Here is a 25,520-nt window from a genome sequence, read left to right as displayed (position 1 = left end):
TCAGGACGCCTTCCGCTTGTGCAGGAAATGGTCGATCGAAACAGCGGCAAGAAGAATGCAGCCCTTGATCATGTCCTGCCAGTACACCGAAACATTGAGAAGGATCAGCGAGGATGTGACCAGCGAAAGCAGAGCCATGCCGAGAATAGCGCCAAGGATAGTACCTGAACCGCCGCTGAGCGATGCACCGCCGATGACTGCGGCAGCGATAATATTCAGCTCCATGCCAACACCAAAAGTAGGCGTAGCAGCACCGAAGCGGGACATATAAATGACGCCTGCAACACCGGCGAGCGTCGAGCACAACACCGTAACCCAGAATTTGACCTGGTTCGTCTTGATGCCTGAATAGAGCGCCGCTTTCTCATTGCTGCCGGTATAGAACACCTTGCGAAAGGCCGTGGCGCGACGGAGCAGGAAGTCGAACAGAATGACGACGACGACGAAAATCAAAATGACATAGGGGATGCCATAGAATGTGCCCTGCCCCACCGCTTTAAAGCTTGGCGGCAGCGTGAAAAGCGACAGCGGCGTTCCTTTGGTGATGATAAGGCAGAGGCCACGCACAATTACCATGGCTGCCAGCGACGTGATGAAATGGTTGAGGCCAACGACGGTTACAAAGAAACCCATAATACCGCCGATGGCTGCGCTCGCCGCAATGCCTACAAGCGAAGCCGTCCATGGATCGAGCCCAGCCAGAAAGAGTGCGCCGGAAAGGACCATGGAGAAACAGACCACCGAGCCCACCGAAAGGTCGATGCCCCCGACAATCAACAGGATCGTCATCCCCACCACGACGATGCCTTCCACTGAGAAACTCATCAACATCGCACGAAAATTGCCGAGCGTCAGAAAATGCGGCGACGCAAAACTCATCACCACGGCCAATGCCAGAATGATCGCAATCAAACCGGCTTCACGCATGGTTCCGATGCGCCTTATCGACGAATTTTTTGGCGCAGCCGCTGCCATTGTGTCGATTGCCATTTCACCCTCTCCCATTTTCTTTTCATGCGGCATGATGCGATGCCCGTTCCGCGCCAACGCCTGAAGCAAGAAGGATCACTGCCTCTTCCGACATGGTGTCCGCAGAAAGCTCTCCCGCGATGTGCCCTTCCCGAACGACGAGCACGCGGTCAGCAAGACCAAGCAGTTCCGGCATTTCCGACGAGATGACGATGATGCCAATACCGGAACGCGCAAGCTCCCGCAGCAGGCGATGAATTTCCGCCTTTGCGCCGACATCAATGCCCCGTGTCGGTTCATCCATCAGAATGACTTTGGGCTTTACCGCCAGTTGCTTGGCGATTGCCACTTTCTGCTGATTGCCGCCTGAAAGTGATTTCACAGGCGCTTCGATGCCACCCATGCGCACGGAAAGCCGTTTCGCAAAATCCTCTGCAAGTGCAGCCTCGGCTCGACCGTTCAGAAGTCCGGCGGCATTGGTCAATGATTTCAGGTCCAGCACGGAAATATTCTGCGCGATGGACATCTCCAGGAATACGCCAGAACCTTTGCGGTCTTCTGAAAGATAAACAATGCCGGCCTTGGCTGCGTCGGAATATGAACTGATCTTCTGTGTCTTGCCATGGAGGCGAACTGTTCCCGCGGTGCGTGGACGAAGGCCGCAGATACCTTCGGCAATCTCCGTTCGCCCCGATCCGATAAGGCCACCGACACCAAGAATTTCACCTTTGCGAACGGCAAAGCTTACGTCATTAAAGCGCACGCCATCGCCAATGCCGTCGACTTCGAGAATAATTTCGCCTGCCGCCTCGTGTGATCCAAGCTTATCTGGGTAGAGCTGCGTGATCTCTCGTCCTACCATCCGACGCACCACATCGTCGGGTTTCACATCTGCAATGCGATCGGTGCATACATAACGACCATCGCGGAAAACCGTCACCCGGTCGCAGAGGCTGAAAATCTCGGCCATACGATGACTGATATAGATGATGGAAATGCCATTCGCCTTTAGATCACGGACAATCGAAAAGAGCTGCTGTGCCTCGGTTTCGGTGAGCGCAGCCGTCGGTTCATCCAGAATCAACACACGGCAGTCGAGTGTCAGCGCTTTGGCGATCTCCACGAGCTGCTGGCTAGAAATCGGCAAGTTGGCGACCTTCTGCCGAACATCGATAGCCGCCAGGCGGTTCATCACGATCTGCGCATCACGTTCCAGCGCGCGGTAATTCATGAACGGCGAACGACGGCGATTGGTCGTCGCCATAAACATGTTTTCGGCCACTGTAGCGTCCGGACAAAGCGCTATTTCCTGATGCACCAGACCGATACCAAGCGATTGCGCCACGGCGGGGGAGGCAATGTGAACGGTTTTGCCGTCAATGCGTATCTCACCTTCAGTCGGCTGCAAAACGCCAGCGATAATGCTCATCAGTGTCGATTTACCAGCACCGTTCTCGCCGCAGAGCGCATGGACCTCACCACGTTCAAGCCTGAAATCCACTTGCGTCAGCGCCTTCACCGCTCCGAAATGCTTGGTTACACCGTGGATGGTAAGCACCGGTTCAGCCATCTTTTTCCTCCCTCTCCATTCCAACCATCCGCACCACAGGGCGCGGATGGCTTCTTGAACGGAGCCTATTCCTCAATGCCCTTAGTACCGCGACGCTTCAGATATTTGTCCCAATAGAAGTCGTCCGCGTTTTCTGCGGTCACAATCGAGAGGCCATTATCGACAACGGGAATGCTCATCGGGTTGAAGCCGGAACGCTTGGCGTCATTCATCGGGTCGATCAGTTCCGGATGCTTGGCAAGCCACAGCAGCATGAAGCCCATATAGCCCTGCATGCCCTGGTTCGGATTGATCGAACCGAAGACTTCACCAGCCTTGATCATGTCGAGGATGTTGGCGTTGACGTCGGCACACATGACGAGAACCTTGCCACCGGCTTCCTTGTTCGCCTGAGCAGCCCCAATTGCGGAGTTGGCCTCCGGCATGAAAACCGCACCGAGGTTCGGGTTGGCCTGAATGAGGCTCGACAGTCCCTGATACGCCTTCGTCGGGTCCTGATTGGAAGCAGCACGACCAACCAGCTTCATGTCAGGCCACTTCTCTTCCATGCGGGCGATGAAAGCCGCAATGCGCTTGTCGTGATTATCCTGCCCCGGATTTTCAAGAACAGCATATTCGCCCTTGCCGCCCATTTTCTGGGCGATGGCATCGGCCGCATAGGTGCCTTCTCGTGTGTTGTCCGAGGTGATGAAGGACACACGCTTCGACAACGGAGAATCTGCTGCAAATGTGACGACCGCCGTACCCTGATCGATCGCCCGGTTGATGGGCTCGATGAACGGGTCGGAGTTCATCGGATGAACAAGAATACCAGCTGGATTCTGCGCCAACGCCTGATCGAACGTGGCGATCTGCTTGTTCACGTCATATTCCGGTGTGCCAGTATATTCCGTCTCGCAGCCGAACTGCTGGCCAGCCTGCTTGAACATTTCATAGACGGGAAACCAGTATTCAACGCCAGAAACCATGACGTTCATCACATATTTTTCGCCCGGTTTACAGCGGAACGGATTCTCGGTCTCGGCTGCCGTTGCGGAACCGGCCAGAAGCGTTGCCGCAAGAACCGCCATTGCGGTCGTGCTCAGAAATTTGCGCAAGTGTCCTCCTCGAGGCCAAAGCCCCTCCCAAACGCGCGGAAAGCGTCCCAAAAAACGCCGTTGATCTTTATGAAGACCGGCCCTCCTCCTCGAAGACCAGTATTGATAGCTAATCGCAAAGAAACGCGACTGTCAATATAATTCAGTGTATGAAATATATTTCACACTGTTTGTTCATTTCGCTTATAGTCAAGCTGGATCGGTGGCGAAGCGCATATTTGGTCGATGAAATTTTTGACACTGACCGCGTATTCCTTACTTCTGAAAATGGCGGCCACTTCCGACATGATCGGCTTTCCGATTATTGGACGGAAAACCGTATTGGGCATGTGCACGACGTTTCTCACCACGCCCGGTATGACCGATATACCGGCACCCAGCGATACCTGTGTCAGGACAGCAAGAAGACCGCCCGGCTTTGCAATAATCCTCGGAGTGAAGCTTCCTCGTTTCGCGACTTCATATGTGCCCGCCTCCTGTTCCGGCAGAATAAACCGGCTTTCTGCAAGAAAAGCGTACTGGTTCTCCACCTCAGCAACCGCAAGCCGATGGTCAGAGGGCAGCGCCAGACAAAAATAGTCTCGTAGCAAAACATAGGCGCCGAGTGACGGTGGGAGCGTCATCGGCATACGGACGAAGCCAATGTCGAGATGCCCGCCTTCAATGAGCTTCGGTAGATCCTCCATCGGAAATTCGCGCGAATGAAGCTCCACTTGGGGCCAATCATGCGAGAAACGACTGATTTGCATCTGCAAGGCTCCGGCATAAGCCGCCGAGCCGACATAGCCAATTTCGATCCGCCCGATCTCCCCTCGTCCAGCTCTGCGGCCGACACTTTCCGCCTTATTGAATTGATCCAGCACCAATCTCGCTTCCTTCAGAAACACCTCACCCGCGGGAGTGATTGCGACTGAGCGTTTGGTTCTGAAGAAAAGTTTCGTACCGAGCCGCCGCTCGATTTCCTGTATCTGAACCGTGAGCGTCGGAGCCGCAATGTTCAACCGTTCTGCCGCTCTGGAAAAATGAAGCTCCTCAGCGAGTGTCAAAAAATAACGAAGATGCCTGAGGTCCATGAGTGGCTCCAATAATTAGGTAAAAACTAATATTATCTCAAAACACCACGAATGAAAGAAATTCAAACATCCTGTTTATTGGCACCTCAAATGTAATGAAGGAAGTCCAATGTCCGCCCATTCTGTCAGAATCCTCGCCTCGTTGACCGCAACGATGACCCTCGCCGCAGCCTTCCCGGCATTGGCAATCGAATTGCCGACAAAGCCTTATCTTACCCTTGAAGCTGCCCGCTCCGTCGTAGCTGCTGCCGAAAAAGAAGCGACAGCGAACGGCTGGCCCTGCGTGATCTCAGTCGTCGATGCAGAAGGTCTGCCGATCCTCACGATACGCATGGATAACGCGTCAGTACCCGCTGGCGTCGAGCTCGCGCCCGGCAAAGCTCGCACAGCCGCGCTTTTCCGTCGGGAAAGCGGCGCTCTCGAGGATGCTATCAACGGGGCTCGCCCTGCCGCTATCACGGCGCGCGGTTTCGTACTCATGCGCGGAGGAGTTCCAATCACGGTGAATGGTACGATTGTTGGCGCCATTGGCGTATCAGCCGACACAACCGATCATGACCAGCAGATTGCGAAGGCTGGTGCAGCAGCATTGACAATCAAATGACAACTGTTCTCGCATCCGCGCCGCGCGTTACCAATTCAACTTTCATTTTGCTGACAGCCTCGACCGGTTGCGCAATGACCGTGCTGGACACAAATGTTGTCGCGATGGTCCTACCGACCATTGCACGGGAATTTTCGGCAAGTTTTGCTGACGTAGAGTGGGTCATCAGCACTTATGTCCTTTGCTTCGCGTCGCTGCTCTTGCCAGCTGGCGCTCTAGCCGACCGGTTCGGGCGTCGCACTGTCTTTCTGATTGGAATTGGTGCGTTCGCATTCTCATCCTGGCTTTGTGGTGTAGCAGATTCAGCCACTTCACTTTACCTTGCTCGCGCGTTGCAAGGCGCCAGTGCCGCCTTCCAGCTCGCGCCTGCGCTCGCGATCATTGGCCATACGTTCCATCGCGATGAGGAACGTAACCGTGCATGGTCAATCTGGGGCGGCATCATGGGCCTGACCATGGTGCTGTCACCGATTATCGGAGGCCTTATCGCCCATAGTCTCGGCTGGCGCTGGGCATTCTACATAAACATACCTATCGGCATTGTGTTGGCACTGGCTACGCTGCGTTCCATCACCGATTCAAAAGATGAAAATGCGCGGCGCGTTGATCCAATCGGCATCGTTGCATTTGCGAGTACAATGTTCGGCCTCACATGGGGACTTATCAATGGACAGGCACATGGCTGGACCTCTTCAACCGCGATTGCAGGATTTGTCGGCGGCTTGGCCGGTCTGGCTATTTTCTTGGTTGCGGAGACTGTCCAGCAGCGTCCGATGCTCGATCTCAGCCTATTTCGCAATCCTCGCTTTATAGGCGGGGTTTGGGCGATGTTTGCCTATGCAGCCTGCGCTCAAGTGATGGCGTCCATGCTGCCGCTATTCCTTCAAAACGGCTTCGGTCAGCCGCCATTGCAAGCTGGTTTTGCTATGCTTCCATTTGCAAGCGCGATGCTGATCTTCCCCAATGTCGGGCGTTTTCTCGGAAAGAGAATGTCGTCACGGGAAATTCTGTCCTTTGGACTCATGATCGTGGGTATCGGTAGTCTTGTGACAAGCTTCGGCGCACATTCCGGCGCCTGGTCTATCGTTATGTCCGGTATGTTTCTGATTGGGAGCGGTGGCGGCTTGCTGAATGGTGAAACCCAGAAAGCGATCATGAGTACCGTTGCACGCGACCGTGCCGGGATGGCATCGGGCATCAGCACAACCGCCCGATTTACCGGCATTCTGCTCGGCTTCGCGGTCCTGAGCGGAGTGCTTGCAAGTGCTGTCCGGACTCACTTAATGCAGGCGGGCTGCAACGATCCGACATGCCGTGAAAATTTTGCTGACGCGATAGTCGCGGGCGACTTGCCCAACGCACTTGGTATGGTCGCACCTTCAGCGAGGATCGCCGCAACCGAACTTGCCATGCGAGGTTATTCTGCCGGCTTCTCGGTTGCAATTCTGGTTTCTGCAATCGTGGCCATCGCCTCCTCGCTTTTGGTCTACTGCCTGATGAAACGACAATAGCTTTCAGGCGAGAAGCTCTATTCTTTCTTGTATAGCGTGCGCGACCGCTCAAGATGTCGGAGCATGGCAGCCTCGGCGCGGTCCGCATCCTTAGCCGACAAGCAATCCAATATTTCCTCGTGTTCAACAAGGGTATATTTCTCTTTGCCTGTCCAGATAAGCATATGAGTGTGATACTCTTTCAGCCAAGCCAGCATAGCTTCGCTTACTGCGACCAATATTGGATTGCCAGCAATTCTAGCTATCCGGACATGAAACTCCATATCGGCAGCGATGAATGCGTCTGCATCACCGAGCGATTTCCGCTGCCGTTCGATGATCTCCCGCAGCTCGGCGATATCATCTTCCGTTGTCTTCTGTGCAATCTCGCGAACAATACCGCGCTCGAAGAAAATTCGCGCGCTCTTCAAATCTTCCAGCGTGTCCATCGATTGCGCAATCATGATCTTCGCAGTCGGATCCACCTGCTGAAAAATCGACTTTGCCGTCAACTTCAAAACCTTGGCACGCTCACCATGCGAGATGCTGACCAGTCCCATCTTGGCAAGTGACTGCATCGCCTCGCGGATCGCGGGACGTCCGACGCCAAAACGCTCCATCAGAACGCGCTCGGACGGCATCTCGTCGCCCGGCGTCAATTCACCGGAAGTAATCATGTTTTCGAGCCGGTCGAAAACTTCGTCGGATAGTTTGCGGCGAATGATGGGTTCAATTGCTTGGGTCATTGCGTCTCACTGCTCATGAGCTTTTCTCCCTTATGCATCTTCAAATGCTCTGAGGAAAGCCGTTACCCACACTCTCGCGACCGGTTAACAATTTTCCGCTTGCAGATATTGGAATACTCATTATACCAGTTCGCACTCAAACACCATGCGCTTATTGTAGGCGCAACGAAAACCGTGAGTGACGACAATTCCGATGAACATCTGTTTGACCTATCGCATTGAGACAACCGGCAGCATCGAACAGATGGCCGCCAAGATCGCGAGCGATCAGTCGACCGGCACTTTCGTCGCCGTTCCGGGTGAGACGGAAGAACTGAAGGCGCGGGTTGCAGCACGTGTTCTCGAAATTCGCCCGCTTGAAGACGCAATGGTGCCTACATGGCCGGAGCTTGAGCCAGGTCACGGGCCGATCAAGCGCGCTGACGTCGATATTGCTTTTCCGCTTGATGCTATCGGCACCGATTTAGCAGCGCTGATGACAATTGCCGTTGGCGGCGTCTATTCGATCAAGGGCATGACCGGCATCCGCGTTGTCGATATGAAGCTGCCGGAAGCCTTCAAAAGCGCGCATCCGGGTCCGCAATTCGGCATTGCCGGAAGCCGTCGTCTGACAGGCGTTGAAAAGCGCCCGATCATCGGCACCATCGTCAAGCCAGCACTCGGTCTGCGTCCACATGAGACAGCAGAACTCGTAGGCGAACTCATTGAGTCGGGCGTCGATTTCATCAAGGACGATGAAAAGCTGATGAGCCCGGCCTACTCGCCGCTTAAAGAGCGCATCGCCGCGATCATGCCGCTCATTCTCAATCACGAACAGAAGACCGGCAAAAAGGTGATGTATGCTTTCGGCATCTCCCATGCCGATCCTGACGTCATGATGCGCAACCACGACATGGTGCTAGAGGCTGGCGGCAATTGCGCTGTGGTCAACATCAACTCGGTTGGCTTTGGGGGCATGAGCTTCTTGCGCAAGCGCTCGGGCCTCGTGCTTCATGCCCATCGCAACGGTTGGGACATCCTGACCCGCAATCCGGGCGCCGGTATGGATTTCCGCGTTTATCAGCAGTTCTGGCGGCTGCTCGGCGTCGATCAGTTCCAGATCAACGGCATCCGCGTCAAATATTGGGAGCCGGACGAAAGCTTCGTCAATTCGTTCAAGGCTGTCAGCACGCCGCTGTTCGACCCGTCAGATTGCCCGCTTCCTGTCGCCGGTTCCGGGCAATGGGGTGGACAGGCGCCTGAAACCTATGAGCGCACGGGCCGCACGACAGACCTGCTTTATCTGTGCGGCGGCGGCATTGTCAGCCATCCAGGTGGCCCAGCTGCCGGTGTTCGCGCTGTGCAGCAAGCATGGGAAGCAGCAGTTGCGGGTATCCCGCTTGAAACTTACGCCGCAGATCACCCCGAACTTGCAGCCTCGCTCGCAAAATTCGGGAAAGGTGGCGAGTAATGTCACAGGCTTCCAACGAACTGCTGTTGTCTTATTACGGTGACGACCTCACAGGCTCGACCGATGTTATGGAAGCCATGGCTTCCAACGGCGTCGACACTGTACTGTTCATGAATGTGCCGGATGAAGAACTTCTTTCGCGCTTTTCACACTGCAAGGCTATCGGTCTTGCAGGCACCAGCCGCAGCGAAACGCCGGAATGGATGCAGGAAAATCTCACGCCAGCGTTCAACTGGCTTAAAAGCCTGAATACTGCGATTGCGCATTACAAAGTCTGCTCGACATTCGATTCCGCACCACATGTCGGCAATATCGGTAAGGCTGTTGAAATCGGCAAAGCGATCTTTAATCAGGCCTATGTGCCGTTGATTGTCGGTGCGCCGCAGCTCAAGCGTTACACCGCTTTCGGCAATCTCTTTGCGGCCTATCAGGGCGAAACCTACCGCATCGACCGCCATCCGGTCATGAGCCACCATCCGGTCACGCCCATGCATGAAGCAGACCTGCGCGTGCATCTGGCAAAGCAGACCGTACTGAAAACAGTGCTTGCTGATCTCGTAGCGCTTTCAGCCGCAGATGCAAATGATCGCGTAAACACCATTGCCAAAAATGCTGACGGCATGTTGCTGTTCGACGTCGACAGCCATGAAAGCCAGTTGCAGGCAGGTGAACAGCTTTGGCGTCTGCGTCCTGATGCGGGTTGGTTCGTTGCAGGCTCGTCGGGCGTTGAATATGCGCTTCTGGCCGCATGGGCCAAGGCCGAACTGATCGGCACGAAAAAAGATTTTCCGCTTCCCGGCAAGGCTGACCGCATTGCGGTCGTTTCAGGAAGCGTCTCACCGACGACGGAACGTCAGATCCGCCACGCGACCGCATCGGGCTTTACCGGCATTGATCTCAACCCACTCGATCTTCTGGGTGAGAATGGCAATCAGGCAATCGAAGCTGCCATTGCTGACGGCCAGAAAGCGCTCCAGCAGGGCAACAGCGTTATCCTCAACACCGCCCTTGGTCCGTCGGCTGATCGCGGTACAGAAATCGATAAGATTGCAGGCAGCCGCCACCAGCTGGCCCGCAGCCTCGGCTTCATCCTCCGCAGCCTTGTTGAGCGCGAAAGTCTTACCCGCGCAGTCATTGCAGGCGGCGACACTTCCAGCCACGCATTGCGTGAATTGCATGTCGATGCACTCACCACGCTTTTGCCGCTTCCACAAACTCCGGGGTCGCCGCTTTGCACGGCACACGGCGCTCACGCCGCCACCAACGGCCTCCAGATTGCCCTCAAGGGCGGTCAGGTCGGTTCTGACGGTTATTTCAGTCAGATTCGCGACGGCCTGACCGCTTGAATCTGGAATACTCATTGACTGGTTATACCAGTTAAGCTACCAAAAGTCTGGGAAGGAACTACAATCATGACAGCTATCGCTTTGTTCGGAGCGGGCGGCAAGATGGGCTACCGTCTGGCCAAGAACCTCAAAGGTTCGCGCTTTGACGTCCGTCACATCGAAGTCAGCGACGCAGGCAAGGCACGCCTGAAGAACGACCTCGGCATCGACACCATCGATGTTGATGCGGGTCTTGAAGGCGCAGAAGTCGTCATTCTGGCTGTGCCGGATACCATCATCGGTAAAGTTGCTTCATCCATCGTTGACAAGCTGAAGCCGGGCACGATGGTTGTTGCACTCGACGCAGCCGCGCCATTTGCCGGCCATCTGCCAGAACGTGCAGACCTCACCTATTTCGTGACCCATCCTTGCCATCCGCCGATCTTCAACGACGAAACGGATATGCAAGCAAAGAAGGACCACTTCGGCGGTCTGTTTGCAAAGCAGCACATCGTTTCGGCTCTGATGCAGGGACCGGAAGAAGCTTATGCACTGGGCGAAGAAATCGCCAAGGTCATCTGGGCACCAGTGATGCGCTCGCATCGCGTAACCGTTGAGCAACTCGCAATCCTCGAACCGGGTCTTTCGGAAACCGTTGCAGCTTCGCTTCTCGTTGTCATGAAGCAGGCCATGGATGAAACCGTTCGTCGCGGCGTTCCTGAAGAAGCAGCGCGCGACTTCCTGCTCGGCCACATGAATGTTCTCGGCGCCGTCATCTTTGGCGAAGTCCAGGGCGTATTCTCCGATGCCTGCAACAAGGCAATCGAATTCGGCATTCCTGCGCTGATGCGCGACGACTGGAAAAACGTTTTCGAACCGGAAGAAATCGCAGAAAGCATTCGTCGCATTACGTGACGTTATCCGGGAGGGCGTAATGCGCCTTCCCCTTTTTTACCGCCTCTTGGGAAACGGGGCTTGATTTGGGAGGAAAATATGAAGTTTACACGCAGGACAATTGCGGGCGGTTTTGCGATTGCAGCCATCTCGGCAACATTGGCAGGCGGTGTTGTCATGCCAGCATGGGCCGCTGATCTGATCGCAATCATCACACCATCGCACGACAATCCATTCTACAAAGCTGAAGCCGTGGGCGCTGAAGCCAAAGCCAAGGAACTCGGCTACGAAACACTGATCCTTCAGCATGACGACGATCCAACCAAGCAGTCGCAGCTTGTCGATACGGCCATCGGTCGTGGCGCAAAGGCAATCATCCTCGACAATGCTGGCTCGGAAGCATCGATTGCCGCCGTTCAGAAGGCCAAGGATGCCAAAGTCCCTTCATTCCTGATCGACCGTGAAATCAATGCCTCAGGCGTTGCAGTGTCGCAGATTGTTTCCAACAACTATCAGGGCGCACAGCTCGGTGCGGAAGAATTCGTGAAGCTAATGGGCGAAGCTGGCAATTATGTCGAGCTGCTCGGTCGTGAATCCGACCTCAACGCTGGCACCCGCTCCAAGGGCTATCACGACGTCATCGATGAATATCCAGACATGAAGATGGTTGCGCAGCAGTCGGCCAACTGGAGCCAGACCGAAGCCTTCTCCAAAATGCAGAGCATTTTGCAGGCAAATCCTGACATCAAAGGTGTGATTTCCGGCAACGACACCATGGCCATGGGTGCGTGGGCAGCGCTTGAAGCTGCAGGCCGCAAGGACGTCATCGTTGTCGGCTTCGACGGCTCCAACGATGTCCGCGACTCCATCAAGGCCGGTGGCATCAAGGCAACGGTTCTTCAGCCAGCCTATGCTCAGGCACAGATGGCTGTCGTTCAGGCTGACGAATTCATCAAGACCGGTAAGGGCCCTGCTGAAGAAAAGCAGCTGATGGACTGCGTCCTCATCAATCCTGACAACGCAGACAAGCTCGAAACTTTCGCTTTGAAGGACTAACTCCCAAGGCTTGCGACATCGGGAGCGCCGACAAATATTAGCGCTCCCGAAATGCTCCTAATACCGAGGATAAATTCATGTCAGTGCTGAAGTCAGCTTCCATTATCCTGCTGGCCTGCGGTGTCGCGCTTTCGGGTTGCAAAATCATCAAGACGCCGACAGCAGAAGAAGCCGCAGAAGCACGCGGCGATAATTTCAATCCCGATCGTTCGGTTGCCGACATCTGGGATTCAAAAGTTAAGCCGTTTTTTGCCGAGAAAACTGCAACGCTCGATGAAGTGATGCAGGCTGCAAATACAGATGCGGATGCAGCCGGAGCGAAATACGGTCATCGCGAAAAGCAGGGCAATGCCCCCTGGACCTTTGCAGCCAAGCTTGAAGGCACAGTGGTCGCCGCTGAAACAAAGTCGCGCGCAGCCTATGTTGATGTCGACAGCAATGGCGATGGCAAGGCCGATGCACGCGTGCAGATCGGGCCGACCGTTCGCGGCAGCGCAATCCGTGACAGCCTGTCCTTTGTGAACTTCAACGAGTTCCGCAACCAGATCGACTGGGCGCAATTTGGCAAGGCTTTCAACACCCGCGTCAATGATGATGTTCTTTCAAAGCTCCCGCGCGAGGATCTGGTTGGCATGAAGTTGAAGGCCGAAGGTGCTTTCCCGTTGCCATCGAAGGGCCAGCTTCCTCTTGTGACGCCTGTTTCCATCTCTCTGGAGAAATAAGCCATGGAGACGGAATTGAACGAGAAAAACGGTATCGTCCTCAAGCTTGAGGATGTTTCCAAGGTCTATTCAGGCATTGTCGCGGTCAAGCGCGCCAATCTTGAATTGCGCCGTGGTTCGGTCAATGTGCTTGTCGGCGAAAACGGTGCTGGCAAGTCAACGCTGATGAAGATCATCGCGGGCGTTGAGCGTCCGACCATGGGGAAGATTATTCTCGATGGCGAGGAAGTGTCATTCGACAGCCCTGCCGACGCGCAAAAGCGCGGCATTGCGATGATCTTTCAGGAACTGAACCTGTTTTCAAACATGACGGTGGCCGAGAATATCTTTGCCACGCGCGAAATTACACGCGGTTTGCGTGGCATTGATCACAAGGCGCAGGTCGTCAAGGCCAATGAATATCTCGACCGCCTTGACGCAGGCATCAGTGCAACTACGCTCGTCGCCGATCTGCCAATCGGTCAGCAGCAGCTTGTCGAAATCGCCAAGGCTATTTCGCTCGATGCACGCATCGTCATCATGGATGAACCGACATCGGCCCTTTCTGCAGCCGAAGTCGATATTCTGTTCAAGGTGATTGCCGAGCTGAAAAGCCAGGGCGTTGCAATCGTCTATATTTCGCATCGTCTTGAAGAACTGATGCGGATTGGCGATTACATCACGGTTCTGCGCGACGGAAAAATCACCGGCCAGGAAGAGATCAAAAATATCGATACGCAATGGATCGTGCGTTCGATGATCGGCTCCGATGCCAAGGATTTTGCCAAGCCTGTTACCCACAAGATTGGCGCCGAACGGTTTCGTGCTGAAAACATCACCCTGCCCCGGGCAACCGGCGGGCTTGCAGTTGATGATGTCTCCCTGACCGTGCGCGCGGGCGAGGTTCTGGGCATTTACGGCCTTATGGGCGCGGGGCGCTCTGAGTTTTTCGAATGTGTGATGGGCCAGCATGGGCACTCCACCGGCCATATCTATATCGATGGCAGGCAAGTGAAGGAACGCGATACGACCCGTCGCATCCGGCGCGGCCTTGCCCTCATACCGGAAGATCGTCAGCGCGAAGGTCTGGTGCAGATCTTGTCGATTGCCAGCAATCTGACACTGGCAAGTCTCGACCGTCTGGCTCGCGTCTTCCACATCACGCCAAAGCGTGAAAAACAGGCCATTCAACAGGCGATCAAAGACCTTTCGATCAAGGCACCAAACCCCGAATTCGAAGTCACTTCGATGTCAGGCGGCAATCAGCAAAAGGTCGTCATCGGCAAGGCGCTGATGACCAATCCAAAAGTTCTTCTGATGGATGAGCCATCGCGCGGCATCGATGTGGGTGCGAAGGCCGATGTCTTCCGCACCATGCGTAGGCTTGCTGCCGAAGGGCTATCCATTCTTTTTTCAACCTCTGATCTGGAAGAAGTCATGGCGCTCTCCGATCGCATCGCGGTGCTCAGCAATGGGAAGCTGATTGCCATATTCGACCGCGATAAAGCGACGGAAGCCGACATTGTTGCCGCATCGGCCAAGGGCCACGGACACACACATGACAACGACCACAACAAACAAACAAGGGAACTCGCGTCATGACAGCCAACACGACGACGGCCGCCACTGACTCAACCTTTAACAGCGGCTCGGCCCTGCTGACGCTGATGAAACTGAGAACCTTCATCGCGCTTTTCGCGGTGTTCATCTTCTTCTCGTTCGCAGCACCAAACTTCCTTTCAGCCGCCAACCTGATCCTGATGTCGAAGCACGTTGCGCTTAATGCATTTCTTGCAATGGGCATGACCTTCGTCATTATCACAGGCGGCATCGACCTTTCGGTCGGCTCCATTGTCGGGCTTTGCGGCATGGTTGCCGGCGGTCTTCTGATCTACGGGATTGATCTTGGCATCGGCTACACGATCTATTTCAACATTATCGAAATCTCGCTGATCACATTGGCCGTTGGTGTCGCAGTCGGCTTCATAAACGGGCTATTGATAACCAAACTGAATGTTGCGCCCTTCATCGCGACACTCGGCACGCTTTATGTGGCACGCGGTCTGGCTCTTCTGTCCTCGGACGGCCAGACCTTCCCGAACCTCGTGGGCCGTGAAGACCTGGGCACAACCGGCTTCGCCTTCCTGGGATCGGGCAGCATTCTCGGTCTTCCGGTCTCGATCTGGATTCTGATCGTCGTCGCACTGGCCGCAGCCTATATTGCGCGATACACACCGCTTGGTCGCCAGATTTTCGCAGTCGGCGGCAATGAACGTGCGGCACGCATGTCGGGTATCCGCGTCGACCGCGTAAAGATGTTCGTTTACATGTTTTCCGGCTTCTGTGCTGCGATCGCCGGGCTTATTATCTCATCCGAACTAATGTCGTCGCATCCGGCAACAGGCAACTCATTCGAGCTGAACGCCATTGCGGCAGCCGTTCTCGGCGGTACTTCGATGTCGGGCGGGCGCGGCACCATTGGCGGCACAATCATCGGTGCATTCGTCATCGGTATTCTCTCCGACGGTCTGGTCATGATGGGCGTATCGTCCTTCTGGCAGATGGTCATCAAGGGCCTTGTCATCATCATCGCCGTGGTAGTTGATCAGGCACAGCGCCGCCTCCAGCAGCGCGTTACACTCATGCAAATGGCAAAAGCAGGATAAAAATGGCAGACTTGAATGGCGCTCTCATCGGTTGTGGTTTCTTCGCGATCAATCAGATGCACGCATGGAACGACGTTTCGGGTGCCAAAATTGTGGCGATCTGCGACCGCGATCCTGAGCGGTTGAAGATTGTCGGCGACCAGTTCGGCATCGAACGACGCTACACAGATGCTGAGGCGCTGTTTGCAGATGACGGCATCGACTTTGTCGATATCGCCACCACAGTTTCAAGCCATCGTGCTCTGGTGGAGCTTGCCGCCGCCCACAAGGTGCCAGCAATCTGCCAGAAGCCCTTTGCCAAAACGCTTGATGATGCAAAGGCCATGGTGAAGATCTGCGGTGAAGCAGGCATTCCGCTCATGGTGCATGAAAACTTTCGCTGGCAGACACCTATTCAGGCCGTGCGTAAAGCGCTCGATAGCGGCGTCATAGGCGCGCCGTTCTGGGGACGCTTTTCCTTCCGCTCGGGCTTTGATGTTTTCTCCGGCCAGCCTTATCTTGCGGAAGGCGAACGCTTCATCATCGAAGATTTAGGCATTCATACGCTTGATATTGCGCGCTTTATCTTGGGCGACGTCACAAGCCTCGTCGCACGCACCAAGCGCGTCAACCCGAAAATCAAGGGCGAGGATGTAGCCACCATTCTCATGGACCATGAAAATGGCGCTACTTCCATTGTCGATGTGAGCTACGCCACCAAGCTCCAAACCGATCCTTTCCCGGAAACACTCGTTGAAATTGATGGCACCGAAGGCTCTATCCGTCTTTATCAGGGTTATCGCCTTGAAGTGATTACGCCGAACGGCACCACGGTTTCCGACGTTTCACCAAAACTGCTCTCATGGGCCACACGTCCATGGCACAATATTCAGGAAAGCGTCTTTGCCATTCAGCAGCATTGGGTGGACAAGCTGGAAACTCGCGAAGAAACCTCAACATCGGGTGCGGATAATCTCAAGACTTTCGCGCTTGTCGAAGCCGCCTATGACAGTGCCGCAAGCGGCAACCGCGTCGACATTACGGCGCTGCTCAAATGAGCAGCGTCGATTTTTTCCTGCTCTATGGAACGCGTGAAACCGAAGCTAAGCCGACGCATCTGAAAGCGGGCTTGCTTAGCCTGGATTTGAACGACGGCAATCTTCGCACCATCACTTACGACGGTGTCGAAGTTCTGCGTGCCGTCTCCTATCTGGTGCGGGATCGCGACTGGGGGACCTATAATCCGCAAATCCATGATCTGAACGTCGAGCAAAGCGACAGCGGTTTCATCGTCACCTATCAGGCACGTTGCGAAGGCCCGGATGCGACCAAACTCACCATTGATGTCCGCATTCAGGCAGAGAGTGTTGGTGGTACGCTCACTTTCGAAGCCGTAGCGAATACAGCGACAGGCTTTGAAACCAACCGTTGCGGCTTTTGCATCCTGCATCCAATCGTCGGCGTGGCAGGCTCCCCTGTGAGGGTCGAGCATGTAGACGGCACACTCAACAAGACCCGCCTGCCCGATCTGATCGAACCGTGGCAGCCTTTCAAGGATATGCGTGCGATCACCCATGAGGCCATGCCCGGCGTTACGGTCGAATGCCGCATGGAAGGCGATACCTTTGAGATGGAAGATCAGCGCAACTGGTCCGATGCATCTTACAAGACCTATGTACGTCCGTTGGCTTTGCCATGGCCTTACCAGATCGAAGCCGCCAAACCCCAGCATCAGCGCATCGTCCTCAACATTTCCGACACGCGCGCGGCGACACCAAATAACACCCGGTATGCAGAGCCGGTGAGCATCACGCTTGGTGACACAAGCGGCACATTGCCAAATATCGGCATCATCATCACACCGGAAGAAGCCAAAGCAAGCCTTGCCGCAATTGATCTGTTGCAGGAAATTGGCCCGCAGGATTTGTTATTTCATTACGATCCACTGGCAGGGCACAAAGGTTCAGCCTTTGCCGACTTTGCAGCTCTTGCAGCCCGACATAAAGGCCGTGTTTCGCTCGAAATTGCATTGCCTTGCGAGAAATCGCTCATCGAAGAGACGACAGCAATCGCTTCTGACATGAAAGCGGCTGGCTTTACCCCGGATGCGGTCATTGTTTCACCGGCTATAGATCGGCAGTCGACACCGCCCGGCAGCGAATGGCCGCCCTGCCCGCCGCTTGAAGATGTTTATGCGGCAGCAAGAGCAGCATTCCTGAATGCGCAGCTTGGCGGCGGAATGCTGAGCTATTTCACCGAGCTTAATCGCAAGCGTGTTCCGGGCGAGCATCTTGATTTCGTCACTCATTGCACGAATCCGATTGTCCATGCAGCGGACGACCTGAGTGTTATGCAAACACTGGAAGCTCTGCCTTTCATTACCCGCTCGGTGCGGGCGATCTACGGCGATAAGCCCTATCGCATCGGGCCGTCTACCATCCCCATGCGCCAGAATCCTTATGGCAGCAGAACGATGGAAAACCCGAATGGCAAGCGCATTGCTATGGCCAATCGCGATCCTCGCCACAATGGAAAATTCGCTGCGAGCTTCGCGATGGCATATGCCATATCTGTGCTGAATGCTGGCCTTGACAGCCTGACGCTTTCAGCCCTCACCGGACCTTTCGGACTTACTGCAGATGAAGGCGAACCGACACCCACAGGTGGGAAACGTCCACTCTTCACCACGATAAAAATATTGTCCCGGCTTGCAGGAAAAAAATGGCGGCAGCTTATTTCGTCGCGGCCTGACCACGTTCTGGCCTTTGCAACGGAGCAAGAATTCTGGCTGGTAAACATCACGTCACAGCCTCAGACTGTCAGCATCGCTCAGTTCGCCAAGATTGCTCTCGATCCCTACGCGGTCCAGAACTTGAAACGCTCATAGTTTTAATCGCGTCGTTGTTGTTCTGATCAGGAGCGGCCAACGCTGAGCTATAAAAATGATATGCCCGCCAGCAAGAACTGACGGGCATAAATCCAAAGGGTTTTCGGCGATTTAAATCACATTTGGTGTGATAGGCGAACCCAAATCATTCCCACTCGATCGTGCCGGGCGGCTTTGACGTCACGTCATAAACAACACGATTGATGCCGCGTACCTCGTTGATGATGCGAGTTGCCGCATTGCCGAGGAAATTCATATCGTAGTGATAGAAATCAGCAGTCATGCCGTCCACCGATGTCACAGCACGCAGCGCACAGACGAATTCGTAGGTACGACCATCGCCCATCACACCGACGGTCTGGACTGGCAACAGAACGGCAAAAGCCTGCCAGATGGCATCATAGAGACCAGCCTTGCGGATTTCGTCCAGATAGATCGCGTCGGCTTCGCGCAGAATCTCGAGTTTCTCGCGCGTAATACCGCCCGGGCAGCGGATAGCGAGACCCGGTCCCGGGAACGGATGGCGGCCGATGAAGCTATCCGGCAGGCCGAGTTCCTTGCCGAGCAAGCGTACCTCGTCCTTGAACAGTTCACGCAGTGGTTCGACGAGCTGCATCTTCATGCGCTCCGGCAGACCACCTACATTGTGGTGCGACTTGATCGTGACAGAAGGACCGCCGGTAAACGAAACGCTTTCGATAACGTCCGGATAGAGCGTGCCCTGCACGAGGAAATCCGCACCGCCGAGCTTCTTTGCTTCTTCCTCGAACACTTCGATGAAGAGACGGCCAATCGTCTTGCGCTTCTTTTCAGGATCGGTTTCGCCTTCCAGCTCGCCGATGAAACGATCAGCAGCATCAACGAGAATGAGCGGCAGGTTGTAATGCTCGCGGAACATTTCAACGACTTGGTTAGCTTCGTTTTTACGCATCAGCCCGTGATCAACCAGAATACACGTCAGCTGATCGCCGATGGCTTCATACGCCAGGAGTGCTGCAACAGAAGAATCCACACCGCCGGAAAGCGCACAGATAACCTTGCCGCTACCAACCTGCTTGCGGATCGCCTCAACTGCCTGTTCGCGATAGGCGCCCATGGTCCAGCCCGGCTTCACACCGACGATACGATGAACGAAGTTCTGAAGAAGTTTTGCACCGTCCGGCGTATGCACGACTTCCGGGTGGAACTGCACGCCGTAATATTTGCGCTTCTCGTCAGCGATAGCCGCAAAAGGTGCGTTTGGCGAAGTGCCTATAATGGTAAAACCATCAGGCAACGACGTAACACGGTCACCATGGCTCATCCAGACCTGATGACGGGTGCCCTTGGCCCAGATGCCTTCGAAGAGAGGGCTATCTTCCTGCACATCCAAGAAAGCACGACCGAATTCGCGATCATGGCCACTTTCGACTTTACCACCCAACTGGGCGCACATCGTCTGTTCACCATAGCAGATGCCGAGGACCGGAATGCCTTCTTCGAAAACGGCCTGCGGCGCTCGCGGCGACCCAATATCAGTCGTCGAATGGGGGCTGCCTGAAAGGATAACACCTTTCGGCTTCAGCCGCTTGAAAGCCTCTTCCGCAGACTGGAAAGGGACGATTTCACAATAGACACTGGCTTCGCGCACGCGACGCGCAATCAGCTGCGTAACCTGGCTGCCAAAGTCGATGATTAGGATTGTGTCGGGATGTGCCGTGGTGCTCATGTGCAGCATCTATTTAAAAAGTGACCGGGATGCAATGCCTATATGGGTTATAGGCATCGTGCTCAACAAGTGCGTTGCCAAAAATCGACCTATACTGACATACCATTGTCAGGATCCGACAGGAGACCATCCGCAATTGCAGCCTCCAATCGCTCGACAGCATGGGCCAGTTTTTCATCGATAATGTGCAGATACTGTGTCCAGTCCCCCACATGCTGCAACTCGCTTGCACCATCGGAGATACCGCGAAGCCCAAGAAGCGGAATTCCTGCGAGCTGGCATGCGCGCAGACAGGCATAGGTTTCCATATCGACCATATCCGCATCAATCGTCGTATAGGCTTTGCCAGAAACGATATTGGCACCTGTAGAGAGCGATGCAACAGGGATTTCCGGTACAGAAACCGGGAGCTCGATCACTTTGGGAAGATCGAGAAAAGGCGTTGCACCTTTTTCAAACCCGAGAGGTGAAGCATCCATATCGCGATAGGATACGGAAGATACCTGAAACACTTCAGCTTGCGGTAATCTGGCCGAGCCTGCTGAGCCAAGCGAGACCACGAGGTCGGGCTTTTCTCCCGCCTGCGCCAGACCTGCAAGAGCATATGCGAGATTGGCAGTCGCCTCGACTGGCCCTACCCCGATCATGACCGGCGTAAAGAGTTTCGCCAAATGACGTCCATATTCGGCATCCACTGCCATGACGTAGAGGAGACGCTTTCCGGCGACAGTTTTAATCATCCCTGCAGGCCTTTTCTGTCCTGCACGACCATCATTGTTCCGGTCATGGTTGCGATCAGGCGCACTTCCGTGTCGGTTACGGCGAATGCCTGTCCATCACTAACCATGATCGTTCGCCCGGGTTTGGTGACCTCGCCACGAAAGAGGAACCGTTCCCCTTTGCCCGGAGCAAGCAGATTCACTTTGAACTCAATGGTCAGTACAGCCGCGTCGGAAGGCATCAGCGTCAGTGCCGCATAGCCACAAGCAGAATCGAGAGCGGCAGAAATCATACCCGCATGGAGAATGCCATGCTGTTGCGTCAGCTCCTCACGAAACGGCATCTCAACTTCAACGATACCGGGCTCACACCGTGTCAGTTCAGCGCCTATCAGTTTCATGGCTGCCTGCCGACCAAAACTTTCCTCGACGCGCTCTTTGAAATCCGGTTCTGCTACACGATGCGCTGACATCGTCCCCCCGTTCTTTCCATCTATTATCACGCATTATCCAACGCAAAACCGCTTCGCACTTTTGCTGGAAATGCTTTAGTTTGATCTCTGCAGAAGGCTCACATAAAACCCGTCAGTGCCAGTGGACAATGGCGAGAATACCGCGCCGTGCGACGAGAATACTGGCTTCACATCACCAGCGTCCGCTACAATTGTATCCCACAAAGCCTCTGGCGCAACTTCCGTAAAATCAGCATTCCCTGTGAGAAACTGTGCAATCTGTCTCGTGTTTTCTTCTGCGAACAATGAACAGGTAATATAGGCCAGACGTCCGCCCGGCTTCACATAATGCTTGGCAGATTCCAGCACTTCCTTCTGGTCTTGAACACGCCGCTCAAGCTGCTGGTCGTTCAACCGCCATTTCGCATCCGGGCGGCGGCGCCATGTGCCGGAACCAGTGCAAGGCGCATCGGTCAGCACGAGATCCATCTGCCCTGTCAGTGGGTCCAGTGCATCGAGATTTCCATGGACCTGCGTGTTACGCACCCCAGCACGCTGTAGCCGCTCATGCATGGGCGAAAGCCGCGCACGTTCAGCATCATAGGCATGAATTTGACCGCTATTCTGCATCGCAGCGGCCAAAGCCAATGTCTTTCCACCAGCTCCAGCGCAATAGTCCAGTACCTGCTGGCCGGGTTTGGCACCGGCAAAGAGGGCAGCAAGCTGTGACCCCAAATCCTGGACCTCGAACCAGCCGTCGAGAAAGGCCTGCTCGCCCTGCACATTCGGATGGCGTCCAAGTGCTTCAATCGGCGGGATGCGTAGCGCCTGCGCAAGGAACGGCGCGGGTGCAGCACCAGCCTTTTCAAGTGCTGTGAGCGTTTTTTCCGGCGTCGCCTTCAAACTGTTCACACGAAGATCGACTGGCGGTCGCGTTGCCAGCGCCCTGCCTTCATCCACCCAGCGCGCGCCGAAAAGTTCCTCAAGCGACGATGCACACCATTGGGGCACATCCGCCTGAACATGGGCAGGCGCTTCAGTGACATCCCTGCTTTCCCAAGCAATACGACGCGGCTGCTCCAGCACTTTCGGCGCAAACTTGTCTCCATCGAGAGCGGCGTCGATGGTCGCAATATCCATGCCGCCGTCGGCCAATAGTGCGCCAAAAGCCAGAGCGCGTGCGTCATCGGCATCCATTCGCCATGCGATGGATAATTTGCGGCGCAGCGCATCATAGACGATGTTGCCGATCACAGCGCGGTCACCCGCACCTGCGAAACGATGGGAAGCGCCCCAATCCTTCAGCACGTCAGAAGCCGGGCGTGTACCCGCTTCAATCTGATCCAATACCTCGATAGCCGCCTGCAGGCGTCCGCCAAGCCGCATTGTGTCTCCTTCTCGAATGCCTGCTCGGGCATAGCCTTCCTTGCAGGGAAAAGGCAATCGGCAAATCAAAACAAAAAAGCCGGAGCAACGAGCTCCGGCTTTCTTTCTGTCTTATAAACACGGTTTATTCGGCTGCCGTTGCCTCTTCATTTGTAGCAATCGTGTTGGCTTCATAACCATGTGCATCCTTCAAGGCTTTACGCACACCAGCCTCATAGTCGGGATGGATCAGCTTGAAGTGGCCGAGCTGACGCTCGACGATGAAGCCCGGAACTCCACCCATTGCCGCCGCAATATTGGAGAACAGACGCTGTTTCTGTCCGTCATCGAACAGATTGAACAAGGCCCGCGGCTGCGAGTAATCGTCGTTTCCCACACGATGGTCATAACGGGCGGCATCGCCGGAAATGCGCAACGGCGGTTCCTTGGCCGACGGTTGTTCGAGCGGGCCGTTAAACGAATTCGGCTCGTAATAGGCGTCCGGATTGCCGGTCTTGATACCGCCATAGACATTCATCTGACCATCACGGTGATAGTGATGAACCGGGCACTTCGGCTGATTGACCGGAATGCTTTCGTAATGCGTACCAAGGCGATGACGATGCGCATCCGCATAGGAGAAAATACGCGCCTGCAACATCTTGTCGGGTGAATAGCTGATACCCGGCACGATGTTCGACGGCGAGAAAGCCGCATTTTCAATCTCGGTGAAGTAGTTTTCCGGATTACGGTTCAGCTCCATGATACCGATATCGATCGGCGGATAGTCCGCATGCGGCCAGACTTTGGTAAGATCAAACGGATTGTACGGTGTCTTGTCGGCGTCGAGTTCCGGCATGATCTGCACCTGAACCTTCCACTTCGGGAAATTGCCCTTATCGATGGAAGTGAACAAGTCTTCCTGCGTGGATTCTCGCGTGCGACCAATCACACCTTCGGCTTCAGCATTGGTCCAGTGCTTGTGGCCCTGCATGGTCTTGAAATGGAACTTGACCCAATAGCGTTCACCGGCATCGTTCCAGAACGAATAGGTGTGAGAACCATAACCGTTGATATGACGCACATCGGTTGGCAAGCCGCGATCGGACATTAGGATCGTCACCTGATGCAGGCTTTCGGGCGAAAGCGACCAGAAGTCCCACATAGCGGTCGCCGAACGCAGGTTCGTCTTGGGATGACGCTTCTGGGTGTGGATGAAATCCGGGAACTTGACCGGGTCGCGTACAAAGAACACAGGGGTGTTGTTGCCGACCAGATCCCAGTTACCTTCCTCCGTATAGAACTTGAGAGCAAAGCCGCGCACGTCGCGCTCGGCATCAGCAGCACCCTGCTCGCCGGCAACGGTCGAAAAACGCGCCAGCATCGGCGTCTGGGCACCCGGCTGCAGTGCCTTGGCCTTGGTGTATTTCGAAATATCGCCGGTGATGGTCAGCGTACCATAAGCGCCCCAGCCCTTGGCATGAACGGCACGTTCCGGGATACGTTCGCGGTTTTGATGGCTTAGTTTTTCAATGAGCTGATAGTCCTGCATTAAAAGCGGGCCGCGCTCACCTGCGCTCAGGGAATTCTGGTTGTCCGGTATCGGAGCGCCTGCACTCGTCGTCATAATTGGGCGATCTGTCATGGGAATTCCCTCCTGAAAAGCCAATATTGGAATACAACTAGCCTTGCTATAAGCACGACACAGTTCGTCCGTGTCGCGCCGTGGCTAGGTAACTGGCTCAGATTAGACCTATTCCAATCATAATCTCCAATTGCTTTTCCGATTATTTTCGATAAGTTTTTCTTATCATGTTTACAGTACGTCAAATGCGCTATTTCGAAGCGCTTGCCGCCACGCTGCATTTCCGCAAAGCCGCGCAACTGGCACACGTGTCCCAGCCGGCCCTTTCGGCCCAGATCGCGGAAATGGAAGCTCTTGCAGGCGCGCCCCTTTTCGAGCGCTCGCAGCGACAGGTGATCATGACGGAGCTCGGCAAGCAGCTTTATCCGGGTATCCAGACCATCTTGCGCGAACTCCACACACTTGAGGAAATAGCCGCGCAAAGCCGGGGATTGTTACAAACACGGCTGCGGCTGGGCATCATTCCGACTGTTGCTCCGTATTTGGTCCCGGTTCTCATCCCTCTTTTGCGCGAACGGCATCCGTCATTCCGCCTCCAATTGCGAGAAAGCGTAACCGCGAAACTTCTTGATGAACTGCACGCGGGTGAAATCGATGCAATTGTCGCTGCCCTTCCCATTGATGATGAGCGGCTTGCCCAAAGAAAGCTGTTCGATGACCGCTTCCTGATTGCGACCTCAACTAATGATCAAACGGTTCTCGCTTCGCCTATGACACAGGACAACGTCGCTCTCGACCGTTTACTCCTGTTGGAAGAGGGGCATTGCATGAGGGATCAGGCATTGGCTGTTTGTTCGCTGCCTTCTCAGCGCCAGCTCGTAAAGTATGGTGCCACCAGCATGACCACCCTTTTACAAATGGTGAGTCATGGAATGGGCCTTACTCTCATTCCCGAAATCGCGGTGCGCGCGGAAGCACGCAGCAATCATATGCGCATCGTGCCCTTTGACGGCGAGCAACCAAAGCGGGAAATCGCCTTATTCTGGCGGCGACAGAGTATGCGCCGAAAAGATTTTCAGGCGCTTGGTGATTGTATCGTGGAAAGCGCCAATGGGCTTTTCATTCGTTCAAAGGAACTGGCAGCATTCACAAAATAAAAGGGCGGCCTAAAGCCGCCCTATCAT

The 25,520-nt window shown here is 54.9% G+C and carries 22 protein-coding genes; 12 read left to right on the top strand and 10 right to left on the bottom strand.

Going from position 1 to position 25,520, the window contains the following annotated elements; genetic code table 11:
* The 4 genes from AC1RHM_RS10015 to AC1RHM_RS10000 all read right to left on the bottom strand — a co-directional run bounded on the left by AC1RHM_RS10015 (position 1) and on the right by AC1RHM_RS10000 (position 4,709).
* Positions 1–990 (bottom strand): ABC transporter permease, encoded by a 990-nt coding sequence (locus AC1RHM_RS10015; protein WP_010661038.1) that lies wholly within the window; start codon positions 988–990, stop codon positions 1–3.
* A gap of 22 nt (positions 991–1,012) precedes the next feature.
* Positions 1,013–2,539 (bottom strand): sugar ABC transporter ATP-binding protein, encoded by a 1,527-nt coding sequence (locus AC1RHM_RS10010; protein ID WP_010661037.1) that lies wholly within the window; start codon positions 2,537–2,539, stop codon positions 1,013–1,015.
* A gap of 65 nt (positions 2,540–2,604) precedes the next feature.
* Positions 2,605–3,636 carry a substrate-binding domain-containing protein gene (locus tag AC1RHM_RS10005; protein ID WP_010661036.1) on the bottom strand — a complete coding sequence of 344 codons (1,032 nt, stop codon included), beginning with the start codon at positions 3,634–3,636 and terminating at the stop codon, positions 2,605–2,607.
* Between the two features lie 161 nt (positions 3,637–3,797).
* On the bottom strand, positions 3,798–4,709 hold the full coding sequence (locus AC1RHM_RS10000; protein WP_010661035.1) for a LysR substrate-binding domain-containing protein: 912 nt from the start codon (positions 4,707–4,709) through the stop codon (positions 3,798–3,800).
* A gap of 109 nt (positions 4,710–4,818) precedes the next feature.
* Between AC1RHM_RS10000 and AC1RHM_RS09995 the strand changes: the two genes are divergently transcribed.
* Together AC1RHM_RS09995 and AC1RHM_RS09990 are read left to right on the top strand one after the other, a co-directional pair.
* Complete coding sequence (locus AC1RHM_RS09995) at positions 4,819–5,313, top strand: GlcG/HbpS family heme-binding protein (protein ID WP_010661034.1); 495 nt, start codon at positions 4,819–4,821, stop codon at positions 5,311–5,313.
* Positions 5,310–6,824: an MFS transporter gene (locus tag AC1RHM_RS09990; RefSeq protein ID WP_010661033.1), complete on the top strand. Its 1,515-nt coding sequence runs from the start codon at positions 5,310–5,312 to the stop codon at positions 6,822–6,824. The genes AC1RHM_RS09995 and AC1RHM_RS09990 overlap by 4 nt, the downstream gene beginning before the upstream one ends.
* A gap of 17 nt (positions 6,825–6,841) precedes the next feature.
* Here AC1RHM_RS09990 and AC1RHM_RS09985 read toward each other — a convergent pair whose 3' ends face one another.
* Entirely contained in the window at positions 6,842–7,549 is a 708-nt protein-coding gene (locus AC1RHM_RS09985) for a transcriptional regulator NanR (RefSeq protein ID WP_010661032.1), read from the bottom strand.
* A gap of 193 nt (positions 7,550–7,742) precedes the next feature.
* Between AC1RHM_RS09985 and oiaX the strand changes: the two genes are divergently transcribed.
* The 9 genes from oiaX to apnL all read left to right on the top strand — a co-directional run bounded on the left by oiaX (position 7,743) and on the right by apnL (position 18,507).
* Positions 7,743–8,999, top strand: coding sequence for a 3-oxo-isoapionate-4-phosphate decarboxylase OiaX (oiaX, locus tag AC1RHM_RS09980; RefSeq protein WP_010661031.1), 1,257 nt, complete (start codon positions 7,743–7,745; stop codon positions 8,997–8,999).
* Positions 8,999–10,345, top strand: a complete 1,347-nt coding sequence (locus AC1RHM_RS09975) for a four-carbon acid sugar kinase family protein (RefSeq protein WP_010661030.1) — start codon at positions 8,999–9,001, stop codon at positions 10,343–10,345. The genes oiaX and AC1RHM_RS09975 overlap by 1 nt, the downstream gene beginning before the upstream one ends.
* Positions 10,346–10,411: 66 nt before the next feature.
* Positions 10,412–11,239: a phosphogluconate dehydrogenase C-terminal domain-containing protein gene (locus tag AC1RHM_RS09970; protein WP_010661029.1), complete on the top strand. Its 828-nt coding sequence runs from the start codon at positions 10,412–10,414 to the stop codon at positions 11,237–11,239.
* A gap of 78 nt (positions 11,240–11,317) precedes the next feature.
* Complete coding sequence (locus AC1RHM_RS09965) at positions 11,318–12,274, top strand: D-ribose ABC transporter substrate-binding protein (protein WP_010661028.1); 957 nt, start codon at positions 11,318–11,320, stop codon at positions 12,272–12,274.
* Positions 12,275–12,351: 77 nt separating this feature from the next.
* Positions 12,352–12,996: a DUF2291 family protein gene (locus AC1RHM_RS09960; protein ID WP_010661027.1), complete on the top strand. Its 645-nt coding sequence runs from the start codon at positions 12,352–12,354 to the stop codon at positions 12,994–12,996.
* A 3-nt stretch (positions 12,997–12,999) separates the two neighbouring features.
* Positions 13,000–14,577: a sugar ABC transporter ATP-binding protein gene (locus tag AC1RHM_RS09955; RefSeq protein WP_010661026.1), complete on the top strand. Its 1,578-nt coding sequence runs from the start codon at positions 13,000–13,002 to the stop codon at positions 14,575–14,577.
* Positions 14,574–15,641 carry an ABC transporter permease gene (locus AC1RHM_RS09950; RefSeq protein ID WP_010661025.1) on the top strand — a complete coding sequence of 356 codons (1,068 nt, stop codon included), beginning with the start codon at positions 14,574–14,576 and terminating at the stop codon, positions 15,639–15,641. Before AC1RHM_RS09955 ends, AC1RHM_RS09950 begins: the two co-directional genes overlap by 4 nt.
* 2 nt (positions 15,642–15,643) lie before the next feature.
* On the top strand, positions 15,644–16,678 hold the full coding sequence (locus tag AC1RHM_RS09945) for a Gfo/Idh/MocA family protein (protein WP_010661024.1): 1,035 nt from the start codon (positions 15,644–15,646) through the stop codon (positions 16,676–16,678).
* Positions 16,675–18,507 (top strand): D-apionate lactonase, encoded by a 1,833-nt coding sequence (gene apnL, locus AC1RHM_RS09940; protein ID WP_010661023.1) that lies wholly within the window; start codon positions 16,675–16,677, stop codon positions 18,505–18,507. The genes AC1RHM_RS09945 and apnL overlap by 4 nt, the downstream gene beginning before the upstream one ends.
* Before the next feature lie 145 nt (positions 18,508–18,652).
* On the opposite strand, the gene guaA is transcribed toward apnL, so the two are convergent.
* From guaA to katA, 5 genes are all read right to left on the bottom strand, one after another.
* Positions 18,653–20,215, bottom strand: a complete 1,563-nt coding sequence (gene guaA / locus AC1RHM_RS09935) for a glutamine-hydrolyzing GMP synthase (protein WP_010661022.1) — start codon at positions 20,213–20,215, stop codon at positions 18,653–18,655.
* An 89-nt stretch (positions 20,216–20,304) separates the two neighbouring features.
* Positions 20,305–20,955 (bottom strand): 5'-methylthioadenosine/S-adenosylhomocysteine nucleosidase, encoded by a 651-nt coding sequence (locus AC1RHM_RS09930; RefSeq protein ID WP_010661021.1) that lies wholly within the window; start codon positions 20,953–20,955, stop codon positions 20,305–20,307.
* Positions 20,952–21,407: a PaaI family thioesterase gene (locus AC1RHM_RS09925; protein ID WP_010661020.1), complete on the bottom strand. Its 456-nt coding sequence runs from the start codon at positions 21,405–21,407 to the stop codon at positions 20,952–20,954. The genes AC1RHM_RS09930 and AC1RHM_RS09925 overlap by 4 nt, the downstream gene beginning before the upstream one ends.
* Before the next feature lie 75 nt (positions 21,408–21,482).
* Positions 21,483–22,772 (bottom strand): RsmB/NOP family class I SAM-dependent RNA methyltransferase, encoded by a 1,290-nt coding sequence (locus AC1RHM_RS09920; RefSeq protein ID WP_010661019.1) that lies wholly within the window; start codon positions 22,770–22,772, stop codon positions 21,483–21,485.
* 124 nt (positions 22,773–22,896) lie between these two features.
* Entirely contained in the window at positions 22,897–24,396 is a 1,500-nt protein-coding gene (katA, locus tag AC1RHM_RS09915; protein WP_010661018.1) for a catalase KatA, read from the bottom strand.
* Positions 24,397–24,563: 167 nt separating this feature from the next.
* On the opposite strand from katA, the gene AC1RHM_RS09910 reads away from it, so the two are divergent.
* Positions 24,564–25,493, top strand: coding sequence for a hydrogen peroxide-inducible genes activator (locus AC1RHM_RS09910; RefSeq protein ID WP_029376224.1), 930 nt, complete (start codon positions 24,564–24,566; stop codon positions 25,491–25,493).
* Positions 25,494–25,520: the final 27 nt, after the last annotated feature.

This window comes from Brucella sp. GW823-FHT04E01 (genome assembly GCF_058796175.1).
The sequence above is the reverse complement of the archived record's forward strand: the minus strand, read 5'-3'. Positions and strand labels throughout refer to the sequence as shown.